26 protein-coding genes are annotated in these 22,095 nt (G+C 62.1%); 16 read left to right on the top strand and 10 right to left on the bottom strand.

Features of this window, described 5'->3' with window-relative positions:
- Window positions 1–4 precede the first annotated feature (4 nt).
- From pstB to AC0L2C_RS17450, 5 genes are all read left to right on the top strand, one after another.
- Window positions 5–820: a phosphate ABC transporter ATP-binding protein PstB gene (gene pstB, locus AC0L2C_RS17470; protein ID WP_023797094.1), complete on the top strand. Its 816-nt coding sequence runs from the start codon at window positions 5–7 to the stop codon at window positions 818–820.
- 35 nt (window positions 821–855) lie between these two features.
- Entirely contained in the window at window positions 856–1,563 is a 708-nt protein-coding gene (gene phoU, locus AC0L2C_RS17465) for a phosphate signaling complex protein PhoU (RefSeq protein ID WP_473523988.1), read from the top strand.
- Window positions 1,564–1,579: 16 nt separating this feature from the next.
- A complete protein-coding gene (gene phoB / locus AC0L2C_RS17460; RefSeq protein ID WP_031254097.1) occupies window positions 1,580–2,269 on the top strand; it encodes a phosphate regulon transcriptional regulator PhoB in 690 nt (229 codons plus the stop codon).
- Between the two features lie 179 nt (window positions 2,270–2,448).
- Complete coding sequence (locus AC0L2C_RS17455) at window positions 2,449–2,700, top strand: hypothetical protein (protein WP_473523987.1); 252 nt, start codon at window positions 2,449–2,451, stop codon at window positions 2,698–2,700.
- Window positions 2,701–2,842: 142 nt separating this feature from the next.
- A complete protein-coding gene (locus AC0L2C_RS17450; RefSeq protein ID WP_287229973.1) occupies window positions 2,843–3,226 on the top strand; it encodes a hypothetical protein in 384 nt (127 codons plus the stop codon).
- 235 nt (window positions 3,227–3,461) lie between these two features.
- Here AC0L2C_RS17450 and AC0L2C_RS17445 read toward each other — a convergent pair whose 3' ends face one another.
- Window positions 3,462–4,709: an ROK family protein gene (locus tag AC0L2C_RS17445; RefSeq protein WP_287175720.1), complete on the bottom strand. Its 1,248-nt coding sequence runs from the start codon at window positions 4,707–4,709 to the stop codon at window positions 3,462–3,464.
- A 266-nt stretch (window positions 4,710–4,975) separates the two neighbouring features.
- Between AC0L2C_RS17445 and xylF the strand changes: the two genes are divergently transcribed.
- The 4 genes from xylF (at window position 4,976) to AC0L2C_RS17425 (ending at window position 10,121) form a co-directional block, all read left to right on the top strand.
- The gene (xylF, locus tag AC0L2C_RS17440; RefSeq protein ID WP_091593248.1) at window positions 4,976–6,016 is read left to right on the top strand and encodes a D-xylose ABC transporter substrate-binding protein; all 1,041 of its coding nucleotides are present in this window, start codon (window positions 4,976–4,978) and stop codon (window positions 6,014–6,016) included.
- A 140-nt stretch (window positions 6,017–6,156) separates the two neighbouring features.
- The gene (locus tag AC0L2C_RS17435) at window positions 6,157–7,476 is read left to right on the top strand and encodes a sugar ABC transporter permease (RefSeq protein WP_287259261.1); all 1,320 of its coding nucleotides are present in this window, start codon (window positions 6,157–6,159) and stop codon (window positions 7,474–7,476) included.
- A 93-nt stretch (window positions 7,477–7,569) separates the two neighbouring features.
- On the top strand, window positions 7,570–8,364 hold the full coding sequence (locus AC0L2C_RS17430; RefSeq protein WP_128246030.1) for an ATP-binding cassette domain-containing protein: 795 nt from the start codon (window positions 7,570–7,572) through the stop codon (window positions 8,362–8,364).
- 113 nt (window positions 8,365–8,477) lie between these two features.
- Window positions 8,478–10,121, top strand: a complete 1,644-nt coding sequence (locus tag AC0L2C_RS17425) for a CHASE domain-containing protein (RefSeq protein WP_473524018.1) — start codon at window positions 8,478–8,480, stop codon at window positions 10,119–10,121.
- Between the two features lie 124 nt (window positions 10,122–10,245).
- On the opposite strand, the gene AC0L2C_RS17420 is transcribed toward AC0L2C_RS17425, so the two are convergent.
- From AC0L2C_RS17420 to AC0L2C_RS17395, 6 genes are all read right to left on the bottom strand, one after another.
- On the bottom strand, window positions 10,246–10,488 hold the full coding sequence (locus tag AC0L2C_RS17420) for a YMGG-like glycine zipper-containing protein (protein WP_027153471.1): 243 nt from the start codon (window positions 10,486–10,488) through the stop codon (window positions 10,246–10,248).
- 81 nt (window positions 10,489–10,569) lie between these two features.
- Window positions 10,570–10,896: a hypothetical protein gene (locus AC0L2C_RS17415; protein WP_473523986.1), complete on the bottom strand. Its 327-nt coding sequence runs from the start codon at window positions 10,894–10,896 to the stop codon at window positions 10,570–10,572.
- 204 nt (window positions 10,897–11,100) lie between these two features.
- Window positions 11,101–11,283, bottom strand: coding sequence for a hypothetical protein (locus AC0L2C_RS17410; RefSeq protein ID WP_473523985.1), 183 nt, complete (start codon window positions 11,281–11,283; stop codon window positions 11,101–11,103).
- A 156-nt stretch (window positions 11,284–11,439) separates the two neighbouring features.
- Complete coding sequence (locus AC0L2C_RS17405; RefSeq protein ID WP_473523984.1) at window positions 11,440–12,519, bottom strand: sensor histidine kinase; 1,080 nt, start codon at window positions 12,517–12,519, stop codon at window positions 11,440–11,442.
- Window positions 12,520–12,669: 150 nt separating this feature from the next.
- Window positions 12,670–12,837 carry a DUF1328 domain-containing protein gene (locus AC0L2C_RS17400; protein ID WP_023797107.1) on the bottom strand — a complete coding sequence of 56 codons (168 nt, stop codon included), beginning with the start codon at window positions 12,835–12,837 and terminating at the stop codon, window positions 12,670–12,672.
- 235 nt (window positions 12,838–13,072) lie between these two features.
- Entirely contained in the window at window positions 13,073–13,867 is a 795-nt protein-coding gene (locus AC0L2C_RS17395; RefSeq protein WP_023797108.1) for a response regulator, read from the bottom strand.
- A 237-nt stretch (window positions 13,868–14,104) separates the two neighbouring features.
- Between AC0L2C_RS17395 and AC0L2C_RS17390 the strand changes: the two genes are divergently transcribed.
- Both AC0L2C_RS17390 and AC0L2C_RS17385 read left to right on the top strand, forming a co-directional pair.
- The gene (locus AC0L2C_RS17390) at window positions 14,105–14,308 is read left to right on the top strand and encodes a NepR family anti-sigma factor (protein ID WP_287066581.1); all 204 of its coding nucleotides are present in this window, start codon (window positions 14,105–14,107) and stop codon (window positions 14,306–14,308) included.
- 3 nt (window positions 14,309–14,311) lie between these two features.
- Window positions 14,312–14,863, top strand: a complete 552-nt coding sequence (locus tag AC0L2C_RS17385) for an RNA polymerase sigma factor (protein ID WP_023797110.1) — start codon at window positions 14,312–14,314, stop codon at window positions 14,861–14,863.
- 52 nt (window positions 14,864–14,915) lie between these two features.
- On the opposite strand, the gene AC0L2C_RS17380 is transcribed toward AC0L2C_RS17385, so the two are convergent.
- The gene (locus AC0L2C_RS17380; protein WP_473496905.1) at window positions 14,916–15,236 is read right to left on the bottom strand and encodes a response regulator; all 321 of its coding nucleotides are present in this window, start codon (window positions 15,234–15,236) and stop codon (window positions 14,916–14,918) included.
- A gap of 260 nt (window positions 15,237–15,496) precedes the next feature.
- Between AC0L2C_RS17380 and AC0L2C_RS17375 the strand changes: the two genes are divergently transcribed.
- The 3 genes from AC0L2C_RS17375 to AC0L2C_RS17365 all read left to right on the top strand — a co-directional run bounded on the left by AC0L2C_RS17375 (window position 15,497) and on the right by AC0L2C_RS17365 (window position 17,201).
- On the top strand, window positions 15,497–16,273 hold the full coding sequence (locus AC0L2C_RS17375) for a Crp/Fnr family transcriptional regulator (RefSeq protein ID WP_287066579.1): 777 nt from the start codon (window positions 15,497–15,499) through the stop codon (window positions 16,271–16,273).
- A gap of 125 nt (window positions 16,274–16,398) precedes the next feature.
- Window positions 16,399–16,725, top strand: a complete 327-nt coding sequence (locus tag AC0L2C_RS17370; RefSeq protein ID WP_287066577.1) for an ElaB/YgaM/YqjD family protein — start codon at window positions 16,399–16,401, stop codon at window positions 16,723–16,725.
- An 11-nt stretch (window positions 16,726–16,736) separates the two neighbouring features.
- Window positions 16,737–17,201 (top strand): hypothetical protein, encoded by a 465-nt coding sequence (locus AC0L2C_RS17365; protein ID WP_473523983.1) that lies wholly within the window; start codon window positions 16,737–16,739, stop codon window positions 17,199–17,201.
- A gap of 97 nt (window positions 17,202–17,298) precedes the next feature.
- Here the strand turns inward: AC0L2C_RS17365 and AC0L2C_RS17360 are convergent, their stop codons facing one another.
- The gene (locus AC0L2C_RS17360; protein ID WP_473523982.1) at window positions 17,299–18,816 is read right to left on the bottom strand and encodes a sensor histidine kinase; all 1,518 of its coding nucleotides are present in this window, start codon (window positions 18,814–18,816) and stop codon (window positions 17,299–17,301) included.
- A gap of 196 nt (window positions 18,817–19,012) precedes the next feature.
- On the opposite strand from AC0L2C_RS17360, the gene AC0L2C_RS17355 reads away from it, so the two are divergent.
- A complete protein-coding gene (locus AC0L2C_RS17355) occupies window positions 19,013–19,213 on the top strand; it encodes a hypothetical protein (protein ID WP_023797117.1) in 201 nt (66 codons plus the stop codon).
- A 29-nt stretch (window positions 19,214–19,242) separates the two neighbouring features.
- Here the strand turns inward: AC0L2C_RS17355 and AC0L2C_RS17350 are convergent, their stop codons facing one another.
- Window positions 19,243–20,163 carry a diacylglycerol/lipid kinase family protein gene (locus AC0L2C_RS17350; protein WP_473523981.1) on the bottom strand — a complete coding sequence of 307 codons (921 nt, stop codon included), beginning with the start codon at window positions 20,161–20,163 and terminating at the stop codon, window positions 19,243–19,245.
- 284 nt (window positions 20,164–20,447) lie between these two features.
- Between AC0L2C_RS17350 and AC0L2C_RS17345 the strand changes: the two genes are divergently transcribed.
- A complete protein-coding gene (locus AC0L2C_RS17345) occupies window positions 20,448–21,971 on the top strand; it encodes a PRC-barrel domain-containing protein (protein ID WP_473523980.1) in 1,524 nt (507 codons plus the stop codon).
- Window positions 21,972–22,095: the final 124 nt, after the last annotated feature.

The following is a 22,095-nucleotide window of genomic DNA, read 5'->3' as shown; positions in this document are numbered from 1 at the left end:
GGATATGAACATCATGACGGAAGCCGGCGTCGAGCAGAAACTGAGCAGCGCAACCAACGCCCCTTCGATCAAGATGAAGGGCGAAAAGGTCTCTGTTCACTACGGCGAGAAGCGAGCTCTGTTCGACGTCGATCTCGATGTCCGCGAGCATCAGGTGACGGCGTTGATCGGGCCATCGGGCTGCGGCAAGTCGACGTTCCTGCGTTGCCTGAACCGAATGAACGACACCATCGATATCGCGCGGGTGAGCGGCAAGATCACGCTCGACGGCGAGGACGTCTACGATCCGAAAATCGATGTCGTCGAGCTGCGAGCTCGCGTCGGCATGGTATTCCAGAAGCCGAACCCGTTTCCGAAGTCGATCTACGAAAACGTCGCCTACGGTCCGCGCATCCACGGCCTGGCCAGGAGCAAGGCCGAGTTGGACGGCATCGTCGAATCGAGCCTGAAGAAGGCCGGCCTGTTTAACGAGGTCAAGGATCGCCTACTCGAGTCGGGAACCGGTCTGTCCGGCGGACAGCAGCAGCGTCTTTGCATTGCGCGCGCCATCGCCGTGTCGCCGGAAGTGATCCTGATGGACGAGCCCTGTTCGGCGCTCGATCCAATCGCCACCGCCCGCGTCGAGGAACTGATCGACGAACTGCGCCAGAATTATACGATCGTCATCGTCACCCATTCGATGCAGCAGGCGGCGCGCGTGTCGCAACGCACGGCGATGTTCCATCTCGGGTATCTGGTCGAGGAGGGCGCGACCGACAAGATGTTCACCAACCCCGACGACAAGCGCACCCAGGACTACATCACCGGCCGGTTCGGCTGAGCGGTCCGGCGAATTTCGAACACGAGGACAGCACCATGGGTGAACACACCGTCGCATCTTTCGACGAGGAACTGGAGCACATCGACCGGCTGATCCGCGACATGGACGAGCTCGCCGCCGCAATGGTCGCGGCCTCGATCCGCGCGTTGCTTGCGTCGGACAATGCGATGGCGCAGCGCGTCGTCTCGGACGACGCCATCATGGATGCGCGGCAGCGCGAACTCGACGACAGCGCCATCACGCTGATCGCCAAACGGCAGCCGATGGCGCAGGATCTGCGCGCCGTGGTTGGCGCAATCCGCATGGCCGGCGATCTCGAGCGCATCGGCGATCTGGCCAAGAACATAGCCAAGCGGGTCAGCGCAGTCGGGCAGAGCGCGACGCCGCGGAATCTGTCGCACGGTATCGATGCGATGGCGGATCTCGTTCTTGTGCAGCTGCGCGGCGTGGTTGAGCACTATGTGTCGCGCGATGCCGGCGCGTTGAAGGAACTGCGCGCCGACGACCAGAAGATCGACGTGAAATACACGGCGGTTTTTCGCGAGCTCCTGACCTACATGATGGAGGACCCACGCAACATCACCGCCTGCACGCACCTTCTGTTCTGCGCCAAGAATCTCGAGCGTATCGGCGATCATGTCACCAACATCGCCGAAAACGCCTATTTTGTCGTGACCGGGCAGCAATTGCCGGCGGATCGCCCGAAGCTCGACGAAACGACGATGTCGGCGCTGGCGACATGACAGGAGTAACCGGCCGATGATCGCGCCGCGCATCATGGTGGTGGAGGATGAAGAGCCGCTGGGCGTCCTCCTCCGTTACAATCTTGAATCCGAAGGCTATCAGGTCGAGGTGGTGACGCGCGGCGACGAGGCCGAAATCCGGCTGCAGGAAAACGTGCCCGATCTTTTGGTGCTCGACTGGATGGTGCCGGCGGTTTCCGGCATCGAGCTTTGCCGGCGCCTTCGGGTGCGCCCCGAAACCGAGCGGCTGCCGATCATCATGCTGACCGCGCGCGGCGAGGAGAGCGACCGGGTGCGCGGCCTTTCGACCGGAGCCGACGACTATCTGGTCAAGCCGTTCTCGACACCGGAATTCATGGCCAGAGTCAAGGCGCTGCTGCGCCGCGCCAAGCCCGAAGTGCTGTCCAGCGTGCTCAAGGTCGGCGACATCATGCTCGATCGTGAATCGCACAGGGTCTATCGCAAGAAGAGCGAGATCCGGCTCGGGCCGACCGAATTCCGGCTGCTCGAATTCATGATGCGCCACCCCGGCCGGGTCTTCTCGCGCAGCCAGTTGCTCGACAATGTCTGGGGCGAGACGATCTACATCGACGAGCGCACGGTGGACGTCCATGTCGGCCGGTTGCGCAAGGCGGTCAACAATGGTCGCATGCCCGATGTCATCCGCACCATCCGCGGCGCGGGCTATGCGATCAGGGAAGACTAGGTCGTGAACTCATAAATTCGGCATGACCGGCATGGGTGGAAAGCGGAACCGCGGCGACATACAGTAGTGGCCATGATGGTCCGCAAGCCGAGCCTCATCGAAATGGCAGTCCTAGCATCTCTTTGCGTTTTCCTCCTGTTGCTCGTCCTTGACTATCTCGAAGCTTCGAAGGCGGCCGCATGCTGGCCACCACCGGCTGCGCAGCGGTGCTATCCTTGGGGAATGACGGAGGGACCGAGGAGGGCGGCTCCTGGAACTATGCGAACAAGGAAATCTATCTGAGATCAGCATTGGTCCGGGTTGGTATCCCCGCAATGGCTATTTTGTCGCCCTTCGCTATGCGGGGTATTTGGACCGGACTGGTTGCCATCGCTATCATACTTGCCGCAGGATTCTACAGCGCGGAATGGATGACCGGGTTCTTGCTATAGCGACCTCCTAGCGAGATCAGATTCCGCCTCAATATGAAAGCCTCAGTCGGAAAGCGATCCATTGCGGACGCTTTCCGACTTGGAATACCTTCCCTTCGCAATCATCCTAATCACAAAGGCAACTTGCACCGGTGGAGTTCGGATGACGCGAGGTTTAATTCTTCTTGCATGGATTGTCGTCGGAGCGTGGACTAGTTCGGCATTAGCTCAAGATGCCACCGAGAAAACCTTTCCCCACGACATCACGCTTAGCGATGTAGCTCCCTTGAAGCTTGCAATCCGGAAGCACCTTGCCATCTCGACGGAACCAATAGTGTGGATCGCGATGGCTCGCATAGGAGAAAGTGGGGGTGTCTACCTTTGTGGGCTTACGAATGGTGGCAGCGTGTCGACCTCCATTCTCTTCTTTGCGCATAAGACAGATGGGGCTGTCGAAGTCGAAGAAATTGATAGTGACTCCAAAATCGATGGCAGGGCCAAAAAGCTTTGCGACACTCACGGCTTCCGCACCCCTATCCCCGGCTGAACCTCCGCAACCTTTAAGGACAGCTTCCCATTTCACCCATCTTGGTCATCCCCGCATTTATGAGTTCACGGCCTAGCTGATGGTTCAGGTGATGCCGGCCTGCGAACGGCTGATACCTGCGCTTCCGGTGCTGACGTACCCAAAAGTACGCTCCGCTCCGGTTCTCGGAACCCACCATTCTCGACTCGGCCTGACCTGAATCTCAACACACCCCAAGTCGCGACCCGGGAATCCTTCAAGCCACGTTCTTTCCGACCGAGCCGGCTCGTGCCTGGATGCTCGGCGCGAAAATCTCCTGGTCGACGAAGCTTAGCGCCCGCATGGCGCAGCCTTCGCGGATCAGCGGCAACTCGTTCGGCTCGGTGTCGAAGGAAATCGAACCCGAATGCTGGCCGCCGGCGGTCTGGGCGATAGCCTCGCGCAGCGCCGGCTCGATCAGGTCGAAGGCGGCAGCGCTGGCGCCGACCATGGCCACGGGCGCCGGATCGATCAGCGCGAACAGGCTGCCGAGCCCGAAGCCGAGCGCCTCGCCGGCCTTGCGGTAGGCTTCGCGCTCCGGTCCGTCCATCTCGCGCGCCCGGGCCGCCAGTGCCCGCATCTCGGCGTCGCTGACATCGGCGACCGGCTCGGCGTTTTCGCTCAATTGCCTTGCATTGCGCCAGATGGCGTAGTTGCCGGCATAAGCCTCGACGCAGCCGCGCCGCCCGCAGCGGCAAAGCGCGCCGCCCGGCCGATGGATCATGTGGCCGAATTCGCCGCCCGAGGAGTGGGTGCCGGTGAACAGCTCGCCCTTCAGCACCAGCCCCATACCGATGCCGTGCGAGAGCAGGATGGCGATGAAATCGTCGCGGTAGCGATCCGGGTGGCGCCAGCGCAGCGCCACGGCCATCATGTTGCAGTCGTTCTCCATGATGGCCGGGATGCCGAACTCGCGTTCCAGAATGTCGGCGAAGGCGATGTTCGTCTGCGGCGTGATCGGCGACCACAACATGGCGCGCGCGTGGGAATCGGTGATGCCCTGGATCGCCAGCGCGATGCGGGCGACGCTTTGGACATCGAGGTCGGGATCTTCGAGCCGGCGCCGGACGATGGCGACACATTCGCCGATCAGCTCGTCGCGCGACATGGTCAGCGTGTCCAGCCGGCGCTGTTCCTCGGCGACCACTTGTCCGGCATAATCGATGACGGCGACCGACAGGAAATTCAGCGACAACACGACGGCCAACACCGCAGCGGCTTGCGGATTGAGGCTGAGGCCGACCTGCGGCCGGCCGCGTTTCAGCGAAACCGTCTCGCTCGCCTTGCTCTCGGCCAGGATGCCTTCCTGGATCAGGTCGGCAGAGATCGCGGATATGGTCGAATGGCTGAGGCCGGTGGTCGCGGCGATCTCGGTCCGCGACGGCTGGCCTGCCCGGCGCACGGCCGAAATCACCATCGCCCGGTTGCGCCGGCGCAGATCGTCATGACGGATTCCCACCGACATTTTTTGTTTCCTCCTCATCGCCGCGGCCGCTCATGAATCGGAAGGCCGTCGGTAATGCCGACAAATACTGGCAGAAGCAGAAGGGGCTGTCATTATTTATTCCGAGCCTCGAAAAAAAGCCCGACAGGACCTCAAAATCCATCAGAATTGGTGTTGACAGCGGTTCGGCGTTGGACCAGTATTTTTTCGAGGCTCGAAAAAATAGAGCCTTTGTGCCGGCCTTCGGGCCAGTTGGTCGCGCCCTACGCGGCGCAGGGAGGAATATCATGAAGAGATTCGCAGCCGCCATTCTGGCGGGGGTCGCCATGTCGCTGACGCTCGCGTCGGCCGCGCAGGCCAAGGACAAGGTCATTGGCGTTTCGTGGTCGAACTTCCAGGAAGAGCGTTGGAAGACCGACGAAGCCGCCATGAAGGCGGCGATCGAGGCCGCCGGCGACAAATATATCTCCGCTGACGCACAGTCCAATCCCGGCAAGCAGCTGACCGACGTCGAAAGCCTGATCTCGCAGGGCGCCAACGCGCTGATCATCCTTGCGCAGGATGCCTCGGCCATCGGTCCGGCGGTGCAGAAGGCGCTGGACGAAGGCATTCCGGTCGTCGGCTATGACCGGCTGATCGAGAACAAGGACGTCTTCTATCTGACCTTCGACAACCAGGAAGTCGGCCGCATGCAGGCCCGCGAAGTGTTCAAGGTGGCGCCGGAAGGCAATTACGTCTTCATCAAGGGCTCGGGCGCCGACCCTAATGCCGATTTCCTGTTCGCCGGCTCCATGGAAGTGCTCAAGGATGCCATCGACAGCGGCAAGATCAAGAATGTCGGCGAGGCTTATACGGACGGCTGGCTTCCCGCCAACGCCCAGAAGAACATGGAACAGTTCCTGACCGCCAACGACAACAAGGTCGATGCGGTGGTTGCCGCCAATGACGGCACCGCCGGTGGCGTCGTCGCGGCGCTGACGGCGCAAGGCCTGGCCGGATCCGTCCCGGTTTCGGGCCAGGACGGCGACCATGCCGCGCTGAACCGTATCGCGCTCGGCACACAGACCGTATCGGTGTGGAAAGACGCGCGCGAGCTCGGCAAGAACGCCGCCGAGATCGCCTCGCAGCTGGCCGACGGCAAGCCGATGACAGACATTGCCGGCGTCAAGGATTTCACCACGCCGGGCGGCAATGTCGTCAAGTCGCTGTTCCTGACGCCGATTGCCATCACCAGGGACAATCTCAACGTCGTCATCGACGCCGGCTGGATCAAGCAGGAAGAGGTCTGCGCCGGCGTGGCGGCGGGCACCGTCCCGGTCTGCAACTGATCCGCCTTCGCCAAAAAACCTGAAAAGCCGCGGCTTCACGCCGCGGCGTTTTTTTCAAAAGAGTTGTTTTTCCGCGTCTCGCGGGTAATTTCTAAGCTGCTTCCGGCATCCGCGGCAGACGGCAACGGTGGGAGGACATCATGACCGACACGACTTCCAACACGCCGGTTGCTGATCGGGCGCGTGAATCCGAGCTCAGCCCCTTCGGCCGCTTCCTCAAGGCGACCGAGCTCGACATACGCATGCTCGGCATGGTCGGCGCGCTGCTGATCATCTGGGTTGGAATCCACATCCTGTCGGGCGGGCTGTTCCTCACGCCGCGCAATCTCTGGAACCTGTCGGTGCAGACTTCCTCGGTCGCGATCATGGCGACCGGCATGGTGCTGGTCATCGTGATGCGCAACATCGATCTTTCGGTCGGCTCCGTCGAAGGCGTCATCGGCATGGTGATGGGCGTTGCGCAGGCAGAATTCCTCATCCGCGTCATCGGATTCCAGCTTGGAAATCCCTGGATATGGGTCATCGCACTGGCTGCCGGCGTGGCGCTTGGCCTCATGATCGGCGCGCTTCAGGGCTTCATCATCGCCTATCTCGAGGTTCCGGCCTTCATCGTGACGCTGGGCGGCCTGCTGATCTGGCGCGGCATGGCGTGGCTGATGACGAGCGGGCGCACCGTCGCGCCGCTCGATGCCACGTTCCAGCTGATGGGTGGCGGGCCGCGTGGCTCGATTGGGGCGACCGCGAGCTGGATCGTCGGCATTCTCGCCTGTGTGGCCGTCGCCTTGATGCTGCTCAACGGCCGGTCGCAGCGCAAGCGCTTCAAGTTTCCGTTGCGCCCGGTCTGGGCGGAGAGCCTGCTTGGTGTTGTCGCCTGCGCCGCCATCCTCGGCGCCGTCTGGATCGCCAATTCCTATCCCTGGCCGATCGGCATCGTGCGCCAATACGCCCAGCGGAACGGCATCACCATCCCCGAAGGCGGGCTGTTCATCGCCCATGGCATCGCCATACCGGTGCTGATCGCGGTCGCAGTCGGCATCGTCATGACCTTCATTACCCGGCGCACCCGTTTCGGCCGCTACGTCTTTGCCATCGGCGGCAACCCGGAAGCGGCGGAACTCGCCGGCATCAACACGCGCTGGGTGACCATGAAAGTGTTCATGATCATGGGCGTTCTGGCCGCGATCAGCGCGGCAATTGCTTCGGCCCGCCTCAATGCGGCGACCAATGCGCTGGGCACGCTGGACGAACTCTTGGTCATCGCAGCAGCCGTCATCGGCGGCACGTCGCTGGCCGGCGGCTCCGGCACGGTGCTCGGCGCCATGCTGGGCGCGCTTCTGATGCAGTCGCTGCAGTCCGGCATGGTGTTGCTCGGCATCGATTCGCCGCTTCAGAGCGTCGTCGTCGGCGCCGTGCTGGTCGTCGCCGTCTGGCTCGACACAGTCTACCGCAAGCGGGTCTGAGCATGATCCCGAGCCGAAGGTCCGCGTCAGCGAAAAGTGGACATCCGTCTCGGTCCAGCATCATGCTCGGCAAAACCATGGAAAGGAACGATCATGGCTGACACGACTGCTCCCACGCCACTGATCGACATGCGCAACATCTCGATTGCCTTCGGCGGCATTCGCGCCGTCGACGATGCGTCGATCGACCTTTTCCCGGGCGAGGTCGTGGCGCTGCTCGGCCACAACGGCGCGGGAAAGTCGACGCTGATCAAGATCCTGTCCGGCGCCTACAAGCGCGATTCGGGCCAGGTCTTCGTCAATGGCGAGGAGGCTTCGATCGCCAATCCGCGCGACGCCAAGAAATACGGCATCGAGACGATCTATCAGACGCTGGCGCTCGCCGACAATGTCGATGCCGCCGCCAACCTGTTCCTCGGCCGCGAGCTGATGACCGGCTGGGGCACGCTCGACGATGGCGCCATGGAGGCCGAGGCGCGCAAGGTGATGGGCAGGCTCAATCCCCGTTTCCAGCGCTTCAAGGACCCCGTGATCAAGCTTTCGGGCGGTCAGCGGCAGTCGGTGGCGATCGCGCGCGCCATCCTGTTCAACGCCCGCATCCTGATCATGGATGAGCCGACGGCGGCACTGGGACCGCAGGAAACGGCGCAGGTCGGCGAACTGGTCATGCAGCTCAAGGCCGACGGCATCGGCATCTTCCTGATCAGCCATGACATCCACGATGTGTTCGAGCTTGCCGACCGCGTCTGCGTCATGAAGAATGGCCGGGTCGTTGGAACGGCGCGCACCGGCGACGTCACCCAGGACGAGGTGCTCGGCATGATCATTCTGGGCAAGTGCCCGCCCGGCGCCATTCCGGGACCAGGCGCGCTGAAGATCGCCGCCTGAAGCGTCAACTACCTGTCATGTGATATGCCAGCCGTCATGATGGTTTGGCCGCGCCATTGTGTTGCCACGGGGACTTGCCCATAAGATGGGGAACCATGGGTCGCAGCAGCAATTTGAAGAAGTTCTTCCCGATCGTCGCGTTCATTGCCGTCGCGCTGATCAGCCTGACAATGGCGGGATTCGCCTATTTCGCCACTCAGGAAGCGGCGCGCATCAAATTCGAGGCGACGGCGGACGACGCCCTCAACCGGATCGATAGCCGCATCGACCTGCATCTGTCACTGCTGCGATCGACACATGCGCTGTTCGAGGCTCGCAATGGTGACATTTCGCGGAGCGAGTTCAAGGCGTTCTTCGATGCGCTGGGTATCAACGACAATTTCGCCGGCCTGCGCGGCATCGGCTTTCTCCGGCTGGTGAGAGCCGGCGACGAGGCAGCCGTCGAGCGTGCCATCCTGCACGACTATGGCGTCAGCGATGCGATCTATCCGGCCACGACAACGCTGCCATGGCGTGCGCCCATCACGCTGTTCGAGCCGCTGGACCCTTCCAATCAATCCGGCATCGGCTACGACATGTTCACCGAACCGGTGCGGCGCGAGGCGATCGAAAGGGCGATGGCCGACAACCAGCAGCACGCGAGCGGGCGCGTGCAGCTGGGCCAGGAAACAGGTGCTGCGCAGACCTTCACCGGCTTCCTGGTCTTCGTGCGGCTCAACATCGAAACCGCGGCGGACGGCATCGATGCGTCCAGATCCTCGACAACAGGCTTGCTTTATGCGGCGTTCCGCGCCCGCGACCTGTTCCAGACCGCGCTCAGCCGGACGCCGTTGCTGCCGGTCAACATCGAAATCTATGACGGCAAGGTGGATGCCGACCATCTTTTGTTCCAGTCGGAAACGCCGCCGGCGTCGAGCTTCGGCGACAGGTTGCTGGTTTCTCGCGAACTCACCATCGCCGGGCGTCCATGGACCGTCCTGTTCAGGCCGACAAGCGCCTTCTCGCAACCGTCCTCGCGCGCCATTCCGGTGATGCTCGGCCTGTTCGGCCTGCTGCTCGCGGGAACCATCGCGCTGGTGGCGCGCTATCAGGAGCGGGCCTATGACGCGGTCTCGCTGCTTCATGAGACGACGGAAAAAAGCCTGCTCGAAAAAGACCTGATGCTGCAGGAGATGAAGCACCGCATCAAGAACTCGATCACGCGGGTGCTGGCGATTGCGCGCCAGACGGCGTCGCACGCCACCGACGTCCACGAGTTCTCGTCCTCTTTTTCGGCCCGGCTGCAAGCGATGGCGGCGTCCCAGGACATGCTGACGCGCTCGCGCTGGCAGAAGGCCGATCTTGGCGATCTCTTGCGCATCGAGCTTGGCCAGGTGTTCGGCAAGGAGCTTCCCGACGGGATATTGTCGGGGCCAGAGGTGTTGCTCGACGAGACGACGACGCAAGCGCTCGGCCTGACCTTTCACGAACTGGCGACGAATGCGCTAAAATATGGGGAAACCGGCAATTCGGCCATTACCAGGAACGGCGACTGGTCACTCAAGGTCGACTGGTCGGTCGAAGGCCACAGGAGCGACCGAACGTTGGTTCTCAACTGGCGCGAAGCCGGCAAGAAGAAGCTCGAGCCACCTGTCAAAACCGGTTTCGGCACCAAGTTGATCGATCTGAACGTGACGCGCGAATTGCGCGGTACGATCAATCGCGATTTTCACGATGGCGGGTTGAGCGTGGAAATCAGGATCCCGCTGTCGGACTGAAACACTGCCGCAAACCGAGCGTTTTCGAAGGCGCCCAAATACAGCGTCCCAAATACAGCGTCCAAGTAAACAGAGACCGGCTCGTCCGGTCTCCGCTTCCAATGCCTCTTGCGTTTGAAACGGATCAGCAGCGCGCCGTAAACAGACGGCCACGGTTGTCGCGGTACTGGCAATAGCCATTGCGCAGGTTGCGCACCAGCAGGCCGGTACCGGCACCGATGGCTGCGCCCACCAGCGCACCCTTGCCGCCGTCAATCAGGCCGCCGGCCAGAGCGCCGACACCGGCGCCGACGCCGACATCCTGCTCGGTGGTGCTGCAACCGCTGACCGCGATTGCGGCAACCATGGCAATAATCATCTTCCGCATAGGGTCACTCCTCGCCTTTGTCCTCAATTGTAGCTCCGCCCGTCATTTATCACGCGAAAAAGTGTTTTGCCCTGTTCGATTTCATTGTTGGCTAAGAGAGTCTTTTTCCGGACGCGTGCCGCTCGAGGCAAGCTCGAGGTCGGAAATCTCCACGGAAGCGTCGAGCGTGCCGTCTGCGCGCACGTTCCAGACGATCTGGTCGTAATCATCCTCAAGTGCCGGATCGACCGAAAGGCATTTGGCAATGATGCGCGGAGCCTGACCCTGCACATCGCTCATGGCAAACGGACGCGCGGCTGTGCACTCCTGAGCGGTTTCGAAAACGCTCACCGATACGGGCAATTCACGGCACTCGGTCATCGTGTTCGAACAGCCGATGACCAGCAGCACGGCAGCGATATGTTCCATGGCGACGGTCCTCCCGCCATAGAACGGGCCACATCCGCCAAAGTTCCTGCGATGCCGGCTGGCGCGACCATTGGAGATCAAGCCGACATCAGGCAAGCGCGAGCCGCCGGCCACTTGCGTCCGACGCTTTGCATTAAATTGTTATCGCAAAACCGCTGCACACCCTCGGTTCAAGCCCGAGGGCATCCCTTTGCGTGACATGCACTAGACCAACTGGAACGCGGCGGCCAGGACGACCACTGCAGCCAGCCCGATTGCGGCGAGGCCGAGGATCGGCAGGGAAGCACGGGGCGACCGCATTGCGGATGCTTCGGGATCCTGAAACCCGCTCATCGAAACGCGTGCGGCCTGTTCCAGCCTGTTGATGTCGGCAACCGTCAAAGCCATTCCTCCCGTGCGCAGCAACTGCGATCGAAAACGTCATGCGGAGTGGTGCCTGAGAAAAACAGCATCGAACTTTATGGTGAACAGATGGTTAAGCCGGCGCGACCGGTATCAAATCCCAGCTCTTGCCCAACCCCCTCGGGCTCGGCTGTTGCCCCTTCAATCCGTCTCGAAATTGCTGCGAGGAACGACGAGATGGTACTCGAGACGATCCCCGCTGATTTCAAGTTTCGCCGTGCCGTTCAACGACGCAGGCACGACGCGCTCAAGCGCGACGCTGCCAAAGCGCTTCTCGCTGGGCTGATTGTCATTGGCTCCGATGGCCTCGGCCCATGTCAGCGACAGTGCGGTCTCGCCAGCGGCAGCGGCCGTCAGGTCGGCCGTCACCTCGACGAACCCGTCGGCTCGCGACAGAGCGCCATAACTGACAGAATTGACGGCAAGTTCGTGCATGGCCAAGCCGATATGCAGGGCGGCATTGGGATTGAGGTAGGGGTTTGCACCGCGAAAACGCAGGCTGCGCACAGGGTCGGCTCCATAGCGGCCGACCTGGCCGGACACCAGTTCGCGCAATGCCGCTCCCCGCCAGTTGGACGAGGTCACCAGGTCCTGCGATGAGGCAAGCGACTGCAGCCGGCCGCGAAAGCGTGTCAGGAAATCACTGAGCGTGTCCGAATAACGGCTGGTCTGGGTGGCGATGCTCTGGATGATGGCCAAAAGGTTCTTCGAACGGTGGCTGACCTCGCGCAGCAGCGTCTTCAGGGTTTGCTCGCGACGTTTCTGCTCGGTCGTTTCGACCATGGTGGTGACGACGCCCTGCACGGCGCCGCCGTCGTCATGATCCGCGTCTACCCATATTTGGAACCAGCGGACGCCATCGTCGGCGGGAATGCTGAGCTCAAGATGTTCCGGATTGCCGGATGCGACGACCTTGCGTTTGGCCGCGCCGATGCGCTCCGCCTGCGCAAGCGGCAGGATGCCGTTGCCGTCGCCCGTGTCGGAACCCCCCGTGTCGGAAACCTCCGTGCCGGAAATCCCCGTGTCGGCAATCCAGGGCGGGCGCATGTTGCGGGCCCAGACGGTGTTCATCTCGCGATCCTGATAGAGAACCGAAATACCGGCATTGTGCAGTGCATGGAGAAGGGCCCGGCCAAGCTGCATTCCACTCTCAGCGGACTGCAAAGCAATGATCTCATCGCTCCGTCCGCTGTCTTTCATGTCTCCCACTCTGGATTGCATCGGTCAGTTCGCCCGCCCAATGCAGGCTGAACGGCTGACGGAAAATTGGGTTCCAAAAAGAAGTCCGCCGAGCGACGTCCTGCTAAGGACATCGCCCGGCGGTAGCTGGAAACCGCTTGAGGGGTGCGGCTCCCAGTGTTCGATCGCAGTTCACGACGCGCGTTTGAACAAGCCCGCAATAAGCGAAATGATCAGGAACGCGAGAAAGATGAAAAACAATATCTGCGCTATACCAGCCGAGGTGCCGGCAATACCGCCGAAGCCAAGAGCGCCTGCAATGATCGCGACGACGAGAAATACGAGGGCCCAGTAAAGCATGGTCCATCTCCTTCAAATAGTATGCCAAAAACGTCTTTCGCTGCCGTTTGTTCCAGCATTTCCGAAAAAGACGATCCCTGGAAAGCTTTCCCGCTCGAATTGACTCGAAGGACCATCATGCGCAGGGAGTTGCAAGTGATGGTCGCCGGCCGCAAGCGGCCAGTTCTACCATCTGTGGAAAACGGGCGATCAGAGGAACTGTGGAAAGGGGCGCTCAGGGCCGGGCTGCCCGGCCCTATGCAGCGGCTTTCGCATGCCGGTCGAAGAACAGCGCCTGGCTGATCAGGGCCTTGACCATCTCCGGATTGAACGGCTTGGTGACGAGGAATGCCGGCTCCGGCCGCTCGCCGGTAAGGAGGCGCTCGGGAAAAGCGGTGATGAAGATCACCGGCACCGGGGTGGTCGACAGGATCTCGTTGACCGCTTCGATGCCCGAGCTGCCGTCGGCAAGCTGGATGTCGGCCAGCACCATCTTCGGCCGCGTCTTGGCGAACATCGCCACCGCCTCGGCATGGGTACGCGCCGTTCCGACAACGCGATGGCCCAGACTCTCGACCATTTGCTCGATGTCCATGGCGATCAGCGGCTCGTCCTCGATGATCAGCACATCGGTTGCCACCTGGCGGGAAATCTCGTTGCTGGCCTCGGCAAGAAGCTCGGAGAACTCCTGATCGTCGACGTCGAGGATCTCCGCCGCCTCGTCTTCGCTGAAACCTTCGACGGCGACCAGCAGGAAGGCTTGGCGCGGACGGGGTGAGATCGCGTTCAGATTGGCGGCGGCGCGCTGTTCCCACGCCGACTGCGGGTGTTCTTGCGGAACGCGGATGGCGACCGAGGTGAACAGCCTGGCGAAGACCTTGTAGAGCGCGATGCGGTCGTTCGACGCGTTCGGAAAGATGTCGACGTCGGCGATGATGGCTTCAAGCATCGCGGCGACCAGCGCGTCGCCACTCTCCTGCGATCCGGAGACGGCCCGCGAAAAGCGGCGCAGGAACGGCAGGTGTGGAGCGATGGTTGCGGATAGGCTCATGATAGACGTCTCCCTCTGACGTAATTGCATAGGTTGCAGGCCAAGCTGATGACAAGCCCCGAAAATAAAACCCTGAAGACATAAACGCCGGCTTTCCGAAAAAGTTCCGAGGCCTTGGAACTAATCTAAGCGGAAGGCGTTTGAGATCGGGACTGGCAACCAGACGAGGGGGCCGCCTGCTTTGCGTCGTGTATTGAAGGGCGGCAGGGTACTGGGAACAAAGGGCGAAATGACGACATGAGGAAAGACAACACGGCTGGCGCTGCAACGAACAGGCGCCGGGCTGCTTCCGGCGACCCGCTCGGGCCAAACTCGGAAATCGGCCGCAAACTCAAACAATATTACGACGAGCTGGTCTCCGACAATGTGCCGGATCGCTTCGCCCAATTGCTCAGACAGTTGGAACAGGCCCAACCTGCACCTGCACGGAAAAAGGATTGAGGCATGGCGGCCGTGTCCCAGAGCTTCAAGACGGATCTGCTCGCCTCGATTCCGAGCCTGCGGGCCTTTGCCGTGTCGTTGACGCAAAACGCCGACAAGGCCGACGATCTGGTGCAGGAAACGCTGGTGAAGGCGTGGGACAAGCATGAGAGCTTCGAGCCGGGCACCAATCTCAAGGCATGGCTGTTCACCATCCTGCGCAACGAATTCTATTCGCAGATGCGCAAGCGCGGCCGCGAGGTGCAGGACAGCGACGGCATCATGACCGCCAGGCTAGCCGTCCATCCGGCCCAGCACGGCCAACTCGACCTCAAGGACTTTCGGAGCGCGCTCGAGCAATTGCCTGAGGACCAGCGCGAAGCCATCATCCTCATCGGCGCGTCGGGCTTTTCCTACGAGGAAGCCGCCGAAATTTGCGGCTGTGCGGTCGGAACGATCAAGAGCCGCGTCAGCCGCGCCCGCACGCGGCTGCAGGAAATCCTGAAGATTTCCGGCGATGACGAGTTTGGTCCGGATGCGATCTCGGCTCAGGTGACGGGGTCGAACGCCGCCTGAATACGCACCACCGGTAATGGGACCCTGTAATCGGGCTCCGGTTTCTGGGACATCAAACAACAGGTCCGCGCCCGCACGCCGACGCCACTGCCTCCACGAGATCGTCTCCCGAATAGGGCTTGGTGACCAATCTGACATCCGGAAACGTCACCTTGATTTCGTCCATGTCGGAATGGCCCGAGGCGAAGACGAAAGGCACGCCCGATTCGTGCAGCCGCGAAGCGAAATCGAGTGTCGAAGTGCCGCCCAGCATGAGGTCGACGATGGCCGCGTCGAATCGCGAGGCAATGCTCTGCCGATCGATCTCAGCCAGATCGCGGGCGACGACCACATCGCCGGCGCCATAGTCGCGGCAAAGCTGCTCGACATCCATGGCGATCAGGAATTCATCCTCCAGAACAAGAATCCGCAATCCGTCCAGCAATGGGGGCACGTGGCGATGTCTCCGTGGGGCGCAGGGAACAGGGAGCGCAAGGGCTTTAGGAGTCATGATCCCTATTTGGCTTCCTGTCATTTAAAGTTATTTCGCATCCTGTCATTTAAAAAAGACATGCCGCCGCAGATGGCGGAACCTCGACGCCTGCAGGACGTTTGCTATCGCCCTCCGGAAGAGGGCTTCGCAGAGGGATTGAAATGTCTGGCCAGAACGGCCGTTCCTTGTCCGCCCGCCGGTATTCATGTGAGAACTGCCCACTGCGGCCGTTGCCGGCGTTCCGGGCGTTCGAGAAGCAGGAACTCGTCTTCGTCAATGGCTTCAAAAAGGGCGAACTGGCCGTCGAGAAGGGCGACACGGTTCTGGTTGAGGGAAGCCGCAGTGCCCATCTGTATACAGTGCTGTCGGGTTGGGCCTTCCGTTACAAATTGCTGTCGGATGGCCGCCGGCAGATTTTGAATTATTCCATGCCAGGCGACCTCATTGGTCTGCAAGGCAGTCTGATGGGCGAAATGCAGCACTCCGTGGAAGCTCTGTCGCCGATGCTGCTCTGCCTCTTCGAGCGGGAGGCCCTCCCCGAACTCTACCGCAGCCATCCGGGCCTCGCCTACGACATCACCTGGATCGCTGCGCGAGAGGAGCGCATGCTCGACGAGAACCTGCTCAGTATCGGCAGACGCACCGCGCTCGAGCGTGCTGCCTATCTCATCGCCTTCATCTCCACTCGCGCCATCTCCACTCGCGCCAGGGTGGTCGGGTTGAACGGCAGGAAGCCCGTGCAGATTCCGATCACTCAGCAGCACCTCGCCGATACGCTCGGCCTGTCGCTGGTCCACACCAACAAGACGATCCGCAAGCTGATCGACCGCAAGCTTATCTTCTGGCGCGACGGCGGCTGCGAGGTGGTCGACAACGAAAGGCTCAAGGACCTCGCCCGCTGGGAAGGGTTGAGCGAAGGTCGCCGACCGCTGATCTGAGCGGCTAGCGGAGACGTGCCGGCTGGACTCGGCCGCGCAAACACCCTTTCATGGCAGTTGTTCCGATTTCGGAACCTTGGGGTGGGTCGAACGTTTCGACCCGAGCAAACGCAAGGAGTCAAGCAATGGCGACTGCCGCAGGAAAGTCCCCGAACGAAAGCCGGCCGAATTCGGACCTTGAAGAAGACATCAGGCAGCTGAAAGTCGACATTCAGAAACTCACCGAACAGCTGGCCGAGACCGGCCAACACGGTTACGGGGCTGCTCGTCGGGTTGCTGCGGAAGGGGTCGAGCAATTGCGCTCCCAAGGCGAAGCAGCCTTTGAAAATATGCGTAGCAACGCCAAGGATATCGAAGCTCAAGTGGTGGCGAGCGTGCGCGAAAAGCCGGTCACGTCGCTGGCAATCGCGGCAGGCGTCGGCTTTCTGTTTGCGCTTCTCGCACGCCGCTAGTCTCAGCCCAGATGGGAATGCTGGCATCGTTACTCTCGGGCCTCGCCTCGGGTGAAGCCGTTGCCGCCGTGCGCCGCGCGCGCACGGCTGCGATCGTCTATGCGTTCGCAGCACTTGCAGCACTGTGCGGCCTCGGTTTCCTCGTCGGAGCGGCCTATGTCTGGGTGGCGGGTCGCTATGGGCCGATGGCAGCTTGCCTTGGTTTCGGGGTCGGCTTCCTGGTGATCGCAGGGCTCCTCCTGCTCATCCATCAACTGTCGGCCGGCGCGCGCGCCCGACGCCGGGCGCGGAGGCGCAATGCCGATATGAAGGCGGTCGGCATCACGGCCGCGCTCGCCGTGCTGCCGGCGCTACTCAAGGGGAAAGGCGGCCTCGGCACCATACTCGCCCCGGCGATTGCGCTCGCCGCCTACGCCATCTACCGCGAGAACACAAAGCCCGATGCCGACGATCCGGATGCCGGCGCGGCGAAATAGCTCGAAGCGTTTCTTCTTCTTGTTCGGCAATGATCCGAAAAACCGGGTTCCACTTTTCCCTGACGCGGACCTTTGGTTCGGGTCCATAGTCGAGCGGTCACTTCGGCAGATCCTCCAGCGGCATCGATATTTCGGCGAACACGCCTTCCGGCCGGAATTCGTGGGTCACTTCACTGGAGATGACCTTGGCCAGGCTGCGGCGGATCAGGATCGAGCCAAAGCCGTGGCGTTCGGGCGAGGCAACTTCAGGCCCGCCGCTTTCGCGCCAGGTCAGCACCAGGCGCCGGGCGCCTTTCCTAACCTGTGCCTCCCAGTCGAGATCGACCTTGCCCGACACCGCCGACAGCGCTCCGTGTTGCAGCGCGTTGCTGGCCAGTTCATGCAGGATCAGGCCAAGCCCGACTGCCTGGTCGGGCGAAAGCAGCAGATCGGCGCCTGAGATCGTCATGCGCGGCTGATCGGCGGTGTCGAATGGCTTGACCTCGATCTGCACGAGTTCGCGGATGCCAATGCCGCGCCACTCGCGGTCGGACAGCAGGCTGTGGGCGGCGCCCAGCGCCTGAAGCCTGGCGCTGAAGGCGTCGAGGAAATCCCTCGGCTGGCGGGCATGGCGAACTGTCTGCGTCGCCAGCGCCTGGACGGTGGCCAGCGTGTTCTTGACGCGATGGTTCAGCTCGCGCAGCAACAGCCGCTGCCGCTCATCGCCGAGCTTGCGTTCGGTGATGTCGTAGTTGACGCCGAAGATCAGCGTCGGCTTGCCGTCGCCGTCACGCTCGATGACCCGGCCGCGCGTAGCGAGCCAGCGCGGCGGGCTGAAGCCCTTGACGCGGTATTCGCCAAAATAATCGTCGCCGCCGCTCAGCACGTCGCGAAAGCGCGTCTCGGTGTGGTAGGCGTCACGCGGGTCGATGGCGGCGAGGATATCGCGTGCTCTCAGCCGGGTCGAGCGCGGCAGGTCGAACAGCTCGGACAATCGGGCATCGCATTCGATCATATCGCTATGGATATCCCATGCCCAGCTCGCGAGCGATGCGGCATCGAGCGCAATGCCGCGCCGCTTTTCCTCGCGCGCCAGTGCCGCAGCGGCGCTGGCGGCGTTGCGGGTGGCGTTCTTCAACGCGAACAGGCTGGCAGCGAGGCTGGCGAGCGCCGTCAATTGTTCGAGCTGGGCGGCGGACGGCCACGCGCGCGGCCTCCGGTCGAGCACGCAGAGCGTGCCGACCCGGGCGCCGGCCACCACAATCGCCGCACCCGCATAGAAACGGAAATGATGCTCGCCAGTGACCAGCGGGCTGGCGTTGAAGCGTGAATCCGTGGTCGCGTCGGTCACCACCATCGGCTGGTCGCCGGCGGCGATGGTGTGGGCGCAGAAAGACGTATCGGTCGCGGCCTCGGTCTCGTCGAGGCCGACACAGGACTTGAACCATTGCCGCTCGACATCGACGAGCGTCACCAGCGCGACGGGCGCTTGCATCGCCGCGGCGGCGAGCCAACTGATTTTGTCGAAGTCAGGATCGGCCGCCGGGTCGATTGCGTCGAGACTGTGGAGTACGGCAAGCCGGTCCTGCGCCCTTACCACGCCAAGGACATCGACCGGCAGATTCGGCTTTTTCACTACCGTGCTATTCACAAGGCCCCCAAATGCATCGGCTTGCAGCCATCCGCGCTGGGCCCAGTTGCCGGGCCCTGAAACCGGAACCTTCGCCCTGAGGAACCGTTACCCAACCACATTTTGCCAGCCGCGCCGCCAGCGCCAACCGACATGCCAGCGCCAAAAGAAATGCCAGCGCCAAACGAAATGGAGGCCGATCATGCCCAAGATCGTTCCTGAAGACAAAGCCCGCCAGGGACGCTGGGGGTGGCACACCTTCCGTATCTTGATCGCCGCGCTGCTTTTGGCGTTTATCGCTTGGGGCATCGCTGAGATCTACGGCAACATGATAGACCGGACGCCGACAACCGAACAGGGCGAGCTTCCCAGGAACGAACAGGGCGAGATTCCCAGAGGCTGAAGCCTTCCGATCGACTATGCCGGGATGCATCACGCGGCCTTCGCCTGGACAGCGCGCGGCGGGACGAGAACGTTCAGCGCACCAGGATGAATTTCGATCGTGGTTTCGCGGTCAAGCCTGACCAGTTCGCCATCCATGACGGCGCGAAATGTCTTCGCAGCCGAGTGGAGTTTCAAAACGGCCCGGTCAGCCTGGTGGATCTCCACATGCTCACTGTCGCGCCATTTGCCGCGCGCCATGTCGAAGAGGACCCTGACCAGTTCGCCACGCCGCCGCGCCACCGTGACATAGATGCCGAGCACGCCGCCGGCGGGGTTGTCGGCATAGGGCAGATGACCCTCACCGAACAGATTGTTGGTGATGCCGATGCCAGTGGTGCGCGTCACGATCTCAGCCTCGCCGATGGTCAGCGTCACCTTCATCGCCGAAGGGTTTTTGATCGCCGCCCAGGCAGCCTTTGCCGAAGCCCGCATCTTTCCCAACCGCGAGCCATACTCCATGGCCTGGCGAAGCTGAACCATCCTGGCATGCATGCCGATCGAGAACTGATGCACGAATGGCTTACCGTTGGCGGTTGCCATATCGACTGCGATAACCTCGCCGTCGGCAAAAGATTTCACGGCCGCGTCAAGGGTCTGTGGAATGCCGAGCCCGCGCGCGAACAGGTTCATCGTGCCAGCCGGCAGAATGGCCAATGCTTTCTTGCTGCCCATCAACCGAGCCGCCGCGGCCGAAATGGTGCCGTCGCCGCCACCGGCCAGCACAATGTCGACACTGTGCCTGGAAGCGATGCGGTCCAGCGTTGCGACGATGTCCTTGCCGGCAACGATTTCGATATCGATGCAGTGACCTGCTGCCTCCAATGCCTGGCGCATCCGGTCGGTGAAGGCGGAGAGATCAATCGTTCGCAGGGTGCCGCCCTCCTGGTTCAGCACCGCCGCAAATCGCATTCCCCCGCTCCGATTTTTCTTGGCTACCATTGGATAATCATCGGCCGCAACAGACCGAGCCATGGGCCGAAACGGGGCGGTTGAAAAAAAGTTCCGCAGCTCTAACGAAAATACAGGAGCCAATGTCACCCGGCCAAACGCATAATTGAGCGCGATTCGGGTGGTTTTTTCACAACGCTCGCCCTGGTGTCGGAACAACGGCGCGGTCACGACGTTGTGAAATGTGTAACGCCGCGACCGATCTCCCTGCTCGCGGCCAGAGATAACGCACGAGGAGGATTACGATGATCCGCACCCTTTTATCCACCACCGCACTGGCAGCGTTGATTGCGACCGGTGCGTATGCGCAGGAAGCCACAACACCGGCGCCCACCCAGGACCCGGCGGTCCAGGAGACCGCTCCGGCGGCTCCCGTTGCGCGGGCCGAGGGCAGCCTGATGACCAATATCATTGGTGAATCCGTCTATAACGGCACCGGCGACGATGCCGAGAACATCGGTGAGGTCAGTGATGTCGTCTTCGATGAAAACGGTCAGGCGAAATCCGTCGTCATCGGCGTCGGCGGCTTTCTTGGCGTCGGTGCCAAGAATGTCGCTTTCGACTACAACAAGCTGCAATGGGCCGAACGGAATGGCGACCGCTGGCTGATTGCCGAAACCACAAAAGATGAGTTGACGGCTCAGCCGGACTTCGATCGCAAGCCCTATGATCCGGCTCCTACGGCCACCGACACCACGGCTACGGCTCCCGCTCCATCGACCTCGACGGATACAACGGCGCAGAATGCTCCGGCGGCTCCAGCCGATAGCGCCGCAGCTCTGGCCGAACCTGTGAAGAGTGCCGACGGCAACCTTGCCACGAACATCATCGGCGAAACCGTCTATAACGGCACTGGCGACGACGCTCAAAACATCGGCGACGTGAACGATATCGTCCTGGCCAAGGATGGCAAGGCCGAGTCGCTGATCATTGGCGTCGGCGGCTTCCTCGAGGTTGGCGAAAAGAATGTCGCCTATCAGTTCGACAAGGCCAAGTGGGCGGAGAGGGACGGCGACCGCTGGCTGGTCGCCGAGACCACGAAGGAAGACCTGGAGGCGCTGCCGGAGTTCGACCGCGAGCCCTATGATCCCGCCCCGGCGACAACCGCATCGACTGACGCGGCGACGCCGGCGCCAGTGACCACCACCCCTGCTGTCACTGCGGCTCCAGCCCCGGCGGAGAAGACTGCGGAAGCTCCGGCGGCAACGCCTGAACCCGCTGCTCCGGCTCCAATGGACAAGACAGCCGAGGCTCCGGCGACGACGCCAGACCCGGCTGCTCCGGCACCGGCGGACAAGACAGCCGAGGCTCCGGCTGCAGCAACGCCTGACACCACTGCTCCGGCGCCGGCGGACAAGACGGCCGAGGCTCCGGCTGCAACAACGCCTGACGAAACCCCCGACCAGACGAAGACCGCGGCGATCGACAAGTCGGCGCTGACCGAAATGCCGATCAACGAAATCCGCTCCGAGGATTTGGTTGGAACCACCGTCTATGGCGCCAACGATGTCAACGTCGGTGAGATTGGTGACGTCGTGCTGACCGGCGACAAGAAGGTCGACGCCGTCATCATCGACGTCGGTGGTTTCCTCGGCGTTGGCGAGAAGGAAGTGGCGATCGGCATGGACAACCTTAAATTCATGACCGACAAGGATGGCAATCGCTATCTCTACACGAACTTCACCAAGGAGCAGCTCGAGGCGCAGGCTCCCTATGACAAGGCCACATATACGCAAAACCGCGACACCCAGCGCATGATGATGCGCTAGCTCGCGCCAACGATGAAAGAGGCCCGCGCCGGCCACGGCCCGGGCCGTTTGCTGCCGGGTAAAGTGGCAGGCCGGCGGCGTGGGCGCCCCCGCCCGCCCCGGGGCGTTGGGCCCGCGCCCGCGG

It is taken from the genome of Mesorhizobium sp. WSM4845 (genome assembly GCF_055811455.1).
This window is presented reverse-complemented; position numbering and strand designations above follow the sequence as displayed.

What these genes read in the sequence shown, in the direction of transcription:
- pstB (WP_023797094.1), top strand. Translation starts at nt 5, where the DNA reads ATGAACATCATGACGGAAGCCGGCGTCGAGCAGAAACTGAGCAGCGCA.
- phoU (WP_473523988.1), top strand. Translation starts at nt 856, where the DNA reads ATGGGTGAACACACCGTCGCATCTTTCGACGAGGAACTGGAGCACATC.
- phoB (WP_031254097.1), top strand. Translation starts at nt 1,580, where the DNA reads ATGATCGCGCCGCGCATCATGGTGGTGGAGGATGAAGAGCCGCTGGGC.
- AC0L2C_RS17455 (WP_473523987.1), top strand. Translation starts at nt 2,449, where the DNA reads ATGCTGGCCACCACCGGCTGCGCAGCGGTGCTATCCTTGGGGAATGAC.
- AC0L2C_RS17450 (WP_287229973.1), top strand. Translation starts at nt 2,843, where the DNA reads ATGACGCGAGGTTTAATTCTTCTTGCATGGATTGTCGTCGGAGCGTGG.
- AC0L2C_RS17445 (WP_287175720.1), bottom strand. Translation starts at nt 4,709, where the DNA reads ATGTCGGTGGGAATCCGTCATGACGATCTGCGCCGGCGCAACCGGGCG.
- xylF (WP_091593248.1), top strand. Translation starts at nt 4,976, where the DNA reads ATGAAGAGATTCGCAGCCGCCATTCTGGCGGGGGTCGCCATGTCGCTG.
- AC0L2C_RS17435 (WP_287259261.1), top strand. Translation starts at nt 6,157, where the DNA reads ATGACCGACACGACTTCCAACACGCCGGTTGCTGATCGGGCGCGTGAA.
- AC0L2C_RS17430 (WP_128246030.1), top strand. Translation starts at nt 7,570, where the DNA reads ATGGCTGACACGACTGCTCCCACGCCACTGATCGACATGCGCAACATC.
- AC0L2C_RS17420 (WP_027153471.1), bottom strand. Translation starts at nt 10,488, where the DNA reads ATGCGGAAGATGATTATTGCCATGGTTGCCGCAATCGCGGTCAGCGGT.
- AC0L2C_RS17415 (WP_473523986.1), bottom strand. Translation starts at nt 10,896, where the DNA reads ATGGAACATATCGCTGCCGTGCTGCTGGTCATCGGCTGTTCGAACACG.
- AC0L2C_RS17410 (WP_473523985.1), bottom strand. Translation starts at nt 11,283, where the DNA reads ATGGCTTTGACGGTTGCCGACATCAACAGGCTGGAACAGGCCGCACGC.
- AC0L2C_RS17405 (WP_473523984.1), bottom strand. Translation starts at nt 12,519, where the DNA reads ATGCAATCCAGAGTGGGAGACATGAAAGACAGCGGACGGAGCGATGAG.
- AC0L2C_RS17400 (WP_023797107.1), bottom strand. Translation starts at nt 12,837, where the DNA reads ATGCTTTACTGGGCCCTCGTATTTCTCGTCGTCGCGATCATTGCAGGC.
- AC0L2C_RS17395 (WP_023797108.1), bottom strand. Translation starts at nt 13,867, where the DNA reads ATGAGCCTATCCGCAACCATCGCTCCACACCTGCCGTTCCTGCGCCGC.
- AC0L2C_RS17390 (WP_287066581.1), top strand. Translation starts at nt 14,105, where the DNA reads ATGAGGAAAGACAACACGGCTGGCGCTGCAACGAACAGGCGCCGGGCT.
- AC0L2C_RS17385 (WP_023797110.1), top strand. Translation starts at nt 14,312, where the DNA reads ATGGCGGCCGTGTCCCAGAGCTTCAAGACGGATCTGCTCGCCTCGATT.
- AC0L2C_RS17380 (WP_473496905.1), bottom strand. Translation starts at nt 15,236, where the DNA reads ATGGATGTCGAGCAGCTTTGCCGCGACTATGGCGCCGGCGATGTGGTC.
- AC0L2C_RS17375 (WP_287066579.1), top strand. Translation starts at nt 15,497, where the DNA reads ATGTCTGGCCAGAACGGCCGTTCCTTGTCCGCCCGCCGGTATTCATGT.
- AC0L2C_RS17370 (WP_287066577.1), top strand. Translation starts at nt 16,399, where the DNA reads ATGGCGACTGCCGCAGGAAAGTCCCCGAACGAAAGCCGGCCGAATTCG.
- AC0L2C_RS17365 (WP_473523983.1), top strand. Translation starts at nt 16,737, where the DNA reads ATGGGAATGCTGGCATCGTTACTCTCGGGCCTCGCCTCGGGTGAAGCC.
- AC0L2C_RS17355 (WP_023797117.1), top strand. Translation starts at nt 19,013, where the DNA reads ATGCCCAAGATCGTTCCTGAAGACAAAGCCCGCCAGGGACGCTGGGGG.
- AC0L2C_RS17350 (WP_473523981.1), bottom strand. Translation starts at nt 20,163, where the DNA reads ATGCGATTTGCGGCGGTGCTGAACCAGGAGGGCGGCACCCTGCGAACG.
- AC0L2C_RS17345 (WP_473523980.1), top strand. Translation starts at nt 20,448, where the DNA reads ATGATCCGCACCCTTTTATCCACCACCGCACTGGCAGCGTTGATTGCG.